At 72.3% G+C, this 4,260-nt stretch carries 4 protein-coding genes; all 4 read left to right on the plus strand.

Annotation, left to right across the window (positions count from 1 at the left end):
• Window positions 1–800: expansin EXLX1 family cellulose-binding protein (locus ABZ885_RS36375; RefSeq protein ID WP_360198676.1), on the plus strand; the 800-nt coding region annotated here is incomplete at its 5' end.
• 128 nt (window positions 801–928) lie between these two features.
• On the plus strand, window positions 929–1,459 hold the full coding sequence (locus ABZ885_RS36380; protein WP_360198679.1) for a SigE family RNA polymerase sigma factor: 531 nt from the start codon (window positions 929–931) through the stop codon (window positions 1,457–1,459).
• Complete coding sequence (locus ABZ885_RS36385) at window positions 1,456–2,244, plus strand: hypothetical protein (RefSeq protein ID WP_360198682.1); 789 nt, start codon at window positions 1,456–1,458, stop codon at window positions 2,242–2,244. Before ABZ885_RS36380 ends, ABZ885_RS36385 begins: the two co-directional genes overlap by 4 nt.
• A gap of 463 nt (window positions 2,245–2,707) precedes the next feature.
• On the plus strand, window positions 2,708–4,260 hold a 1,553-nt coding region (locus ABZ885_RS36390; protein WP_360198684.1), incomplete at its 3' end, for an endo-1,4-beta-xylanase.

A 4,260-nucleotide genomic window follows, 5' to 3' on the forward strand; every position in this document is an offset into this window, starting at 1 on the left:
CCTCGGCGTCGCCGTCCGCGGTCACCGGTACCCCGCTGCCGCCGGCCACCGGCACCCTGCCGCCGTCCGTCACACCGACGCCCACGCCCACCCCGACGGGGCGGCCGGCGTCCTCCGCCGCCACCCCGTCCCCCTCGGCCGCCACCAGCAGTGCCCGCACGGTGGCGTCCACCGCTTCCCTGGCCGGGCGGATCAAGCCGGGGACGAGCTACCCCGGTGTGGCCACGTCCTACGACGCGGCCGACGGCAACGGCGCCTGCTCGTTCGGCCCGTCCGGCGACCTCATGATCGCGGCGATGAACCACACCGACTACGAGTCGTCCGGCGCCTGCGGGGCGTACGTGCTCGTCCGTGCAGCCAACGGGGCGAGCATCACGGTGCGGATCGTCAACGAGTGCCCGCTGCCCTGCGCACCCGGGCAGCTCGACCTGAGCCACGAGGCCTTCGGCAGGCTGGCGGAGCTCTCGGTCGGCCGGCTCCCGATCACCTGGACGCTGCTGAGCCCCGGTACGGCGCCGGACACCATGTCGGTCCGGTACAAGACCGGGTCCACCCAGTGGTGGTGCGGGATCCAGGTGATCGGCCACCGGAACCCGGTGGCCACGCTGGAGGTCCGGACCGGCAGCGGTTGGAGGCGGCTGTCCCGCACCGACTACAACTACTTCCTCTCCCCCGACGGCAGCGGGTGCGGTGGGGCGATCAGGGTCACCGACATCTACGGGGAGCAGCTGACCGTCGACGGGCTCGCGGTGAAGCCGGACGTCGTCCAGCCGACCCGCGTGCAGTTCACCCGGCATTGACCGCGCCCGCCCAGCGATCGCCGGTCGTGCCTCTCCGGGGTGGGCGCAGCCCCGCCCCGGACACGGGCGCTGCTAGGCTCACGCCGATTGTTAACGTTCACATTGCAGGGAGAGGGCGACCTGGGGAAATGCTCCTCGCTGACACGTCCGCGGAATTCCACGACTTCTTCGACCGCCACTACGCCGAGCTCGCCCGTCTCGCCCACCTCCTGACCGGCGAGGCGGACGCGGCCGACGACCTCGCCGCGGACGCCCTGATCGCGTTGTGGCAACGCTGGGACCGGCTCCGCGCGGCCGACCACCCGGTCGCCTACGCCCGCGGGGTGGTCGCCAACATGGCCCGGGAGCGGATCCGCAGTGCGGTCCGCGAACGGCGCCGGGTCCGGCTGTTCTGGACCCGCAGCCTTGAGAGGACCGACGGACCGGACGTGGCGGCCGTGCTGGACGTCCGTGCGGCGCTCGCCCGGCTGCCGTTCCGCAAGCGGGCGTGCGTGGTGCTGCGGCATGCCTTCGACCTCTCGGAGAAGGACACCGCCGTTGCGCTGGGCGTATCGGTCGGTACGGTGAAGAGCCAGACCTCGAAGGGGATGGCCGAGCTGGAAAGAGCACTCGGCACACGAGCGGTCGGCGAACTGGCGGCAGGAAGGAGGAACCGGTGAACGAGCACATCGTCCGGCAGCTGCGGGAGGCCGCCGAGGCCCACCAGCCCGACCGCGCACGGATGCTGGCCCGCGTGCAGCGCGGCGCGGCCGGTCCCGCCGTCCGTCACCGCGCACGGTCGGGCCTGCGGTCATGGCCCAGGGTCGCGCTCGCCTGCCTCGCCACCGCCGGCATCCTGGCCACCGGCGGACTCGCCGTGGCCGGCATCGCCCCCTGGACCCCGCCGCCGTCGGACACCACCACCACCGTGCCCGACGCCCCCTCGTCGACGGTCACACCGACGCCGACGCGGTCCGCTCCCCCGACCGCCGCACCGGCACCGGCGACCACCGCGCCGCACGCCAGCTCCCCGGCCGGCCCCCGCCCGAGCCCGTCGGCGAGCAGCCGGGCCCAGAACGGACCGCTGTGGTCGGAGGGGTCGATCGACCCGCACAGCACCGTCTACTGGTCCCAGAGCAACCTCACCCTCAGGACCGCCCAGCCGCTCACCTCGCTCAGCGTCGAACTGCGCATCGCGCAAACCGGCGAGGTGCGCGACACCGGCAACTGGCGGACCCTGCCAAGCGAGGACTTCACGGTCACCGTCCAGGAGACCGGCGGCACGCTGGTCTACCGCTGGGTGCTCAAGCCGGGCCGCACCGTCCCGGCCGGGCAGCACGAATTCGCCGGCCAGTACAACCACGCCACCGGCGTACGCGGTTCCGCGAACGACGGCTACCGCGTCGACGCCCAGTCGGCCGGCGGTCCCGCCTCGGTCTGGGGAGGGTTCGGCCCGGCACGCTGAGGCCCGGTAGAGGTGGCGCCCGGCACCCCGAGGCGCGACGCGGTGGGTCCTGGCGGAGTCGCTGAGGTGATCCGTCCGGTTCGATGCACGTGATGCCCGGCGTGGCGAGTGGGCGGCGCGGCGAGTGGGCGGTGCGGGCTCCGGGCGTGGCCGCGGAAGCCGGCGACGATGTCGGCGTCGCCGGCGAGACGAGGACCTCGACGGTGAGGTCACGTGCCGGTGCGCAGCCAGACGACACCGGGACCGCCGCAGACCTCCTCGCGGTCCGGGCGGCCTCGCCCCGCCGGGACGAGGGCCGCCCGATCCGGCTCGACGAAACATTCCCCCCGATCACGGCAACCTTCGCGCGCACAGCGGCAACTGACGGGCAATCGGGGCCGGTACCAAGGCCCGTCGTGCCCGGAAGGACCATCCTTTGCCCGATCAGAACCGCTCTCACCGCCGCCGCCCGACAACCCGCCGCCTGATCGCCACCGCCGTGGTGCTCGCCGCCGTGGGTGCCGCCGTGCCGCTGGTCGCCCAGGCCGCCCGCACGCAGAATGCCGGCACGCCGACCGCACTGGGTGCGGCAGCGGCCGGCAGCGGGCGCTACTTCGGCACGGCCATCGCCGCCGGCCGGCTCGGCGACCCGACCTACTCCGCCCTTCTCGACCGGGAATTCAGCATGATCACCCCGGAGAACGAGATGAAGTGGGACACCGTCGAACCCTCCCGCGGATCGTTCAACTTCGGCCCGGGCGACTCGGTCGTCAACCACGCATCCGGGCACGGCCAGCGGATGCGCGGCCACACCCTGGTCTGGCACTCCCAACTGCCCGATTGGGTCTCCTCCATCACCGACGCCAACACCCTGCGCAGCGTGATGAACAACCACATCACCACCGAGATGAACCACTACAAGGGCAAGATCTACGCCTGGGACGTGGTCAACGAGGCCTTCGCCGACGGAGGCGGCGGCCAGCACCGCGGCTCGGTGTTCCAGGGCGTGCTGGGCAACGGCTTCATCGAGGAGGCCTTCCGCACCGCCCGGAACGCCGACCCCTCCGCCAAGCTCTGCTACAACGACTACAACATCGAGAACTGGACCGACGCCAAGACCCAGGGCGTCTACAACATGCTCAAGGACTTCAAGTCCCGTGGCGTGCCCATCGACTGCGTCGGCCTCCAGAGCCACTTCGGGGCTGGAGGCCCGCCCGCGAGTCTCCAGACCACCCTCGCCAACTTCGCCGCGCTCGGAGTGGACGTCCAGATCACCGAGCTCGACATCGCCCAGGCATCCGCCACGGCGTACGCCAACGCCGTCCAGGCCTGCCTCAGCGTCGCCCGCTGCACCGGCATCACGGTGTGGGGCATCCGCGACAGCGACTCCTGGCGCGGCGGCGAGAACCCGCTGCTCTTCGACCACAACGGCAACAAGAAGCCCGCCCACCACGCCGTCCTCACCGCCCTGGCCGGCGCCGGCGGGAACACCCCGGGCGACGGCATCGTCTCCGGCGGCATCTACACGCTCTCCGACGTGGCCGCCGGACGCGTCCTCGACGAGCCCGCGGGACAGAACGGCAACGGCACCCCGCTCCAGGTCTGGGACGCCAGCGGCGCCACCAACCAACAGTGGCGCGCCACCAAGAACAACGACGGCTCCTACACGCTCACCAACCTCGCCAGCGACCGGGTCCTGGACGAACCCGGGGGCCGGACCGGCAACGGGACGAAGGTGCAGGTCTGGGACTCCAACACGGGCGCCAACCAGCACTGGAAGGCCACCCGGAACAGCGACGGCTCGTACACGCTGATCAACGTCGCCAGCGGCCGGGCCCTCGAGACCCCCAGCAACCAGACCGCCAACGGCACGCCCGTCCAGATCTGGGACTCCTGGGGCGCGACCAACCAGCACTGGAACTTCAGGCCCTCCGGTTCGTCGACGCCGACGCCGGCGCCCCCGGGCGGCTCGTGCGCCCTGCCGTCGACGTACCGGTGGTCGTCAACGGGCTCGTTGGCGCAGCCGGCCAACGGCTG

This window comes from Kitasatospora sp. NPDC047058 (assembly GCF_040643935.1).
GTDB lineage: Bacteria > Actinomycetota > Actinomycetes > Streptomycetales > Streptomycetaceae > Kitasatospora.

Coding starts and splice junctions, on each gene's coding strand:
- ABZ885_RS36380 (WP_360198679.1), top strand. CDS start 929: ATGCTCCTCGCTGACACGTCCGCGGAATTCCACGACTTCTTCGACCGC.